Below are 1,230 nucleotides of genomic sequence, written 5' to 3'. Positions count from 1 at the left end.
GTTATTTACCGATAAACCGTCGATCGTTACATCCAGATTGAATCCGCCATCCGCACTGTTTAAGTAAAAACCGGTATCCGCATCGATTGTTGAATTTTGAACGACAACCGTGCCTCCTTTCTCCATATAGAGCCCGTAATCAAACCCTTTCACAACATGACAGCCGTTCAGTACGATCTGATTGTTATTCTCTAGCTTGTCAGCTACGAAGTAGACGGCATACACGGTGTCCCCTTCCCGAATCGAAGGATCGAGTTTGAAATCGCAATTGTTAAATTTGATTCTGCAGTCTTTTCGGTTATACGGATAAAAATGAACGCAGGCAACCGTTTGAGGAGTTCCGGTAACAGCCCCTGAAGTGTCAGCAACAAAGGTACAGTTTTCAAAGGTAACATCCGTCGCAGCTATAATCCGGTTTGCCTCATCCGACTTGATGCCTACATGAAATACGGAATTGGATATCTTCACCATCGATTGGTCTGCATACAAATTGAAAAACGGTTTGCTGACGATGATGTTATTTCCGACGAATGTAGAGCCGCCCTGGATCGATACATCGAAATCGCCGTCAGGCAGAAACAGATTGTCGACCATAATATCGACTGCATAAGACTGCCCGTAGCCATAGCCGTCAACCTCCACGTCGATTCCGGTAGAGTGAATAGCTCCATGGGCTTTGAAGTTCGTCACTTGTACGTCGGTATAGCCGCCGGTTACGACCAGACCTCCGCGAAAACAGTCTACAGCCGTACAGTTCGAAACTTTTGCGGAAACGTTATTGTAGATGCTGATTGCATCGGCAACACCATCTTTAAAATGACAATCCTCCACCCATACGCGGAGTCTACCCGTGCTTTGCCGGCTTCCCATTACGAAAATAAGGTGTGCCTGCTCAAGCTGGTAACGGTTGTACTCCCCTTGATTTTGGCGATTTCCGTCAATCGTCAATCCTTTGAAAACCAAAGGGGGCGAATCCTCCGTCCCATTGTACGTATTATCATTCGGCGTTGTGAACGTTCGCGTCCACTTCCCCTGATTCGGCAACCGTTTCACGATAGCGCCATATCCTTCGAATGTCAGTCCCCATTGCACGTTTAACATCGATACCATGTAAGTGCGGCCAGGTGGGAACCATACAATGCCACCTCCTGCCGCCACCGCAGCATCAATGGTCCTTTGGATCCTCACCGTATCATCGGTCACTCCGTCACCTGCAGCACCGAAATGAAC

At 48.0% G+C, this 1,230-nt stretch carries 1 protein-coding gene; it reads right to left on the bottom strand.

What is annotated here, in order from left to right; all coding sequences use genetic code 11:
• On the bottom strand, positions 1 to 1,230 hold a 1,230-nt coding region (locus AC1DWB_RS35565), incomplete at both ends, for a glycosyl hydrolase family 28-related protein (protein ID WP_477545775.1).

The sequence above is a fragment of the Paenibacillus sp. P4_E11 genome (assembly GCF_056401635.1).
The sequence above is the reverse complement of the archived record's forward strand: the minus strand, read 5'-3'. Positions and strand labels throughout refer to the sequence as shown.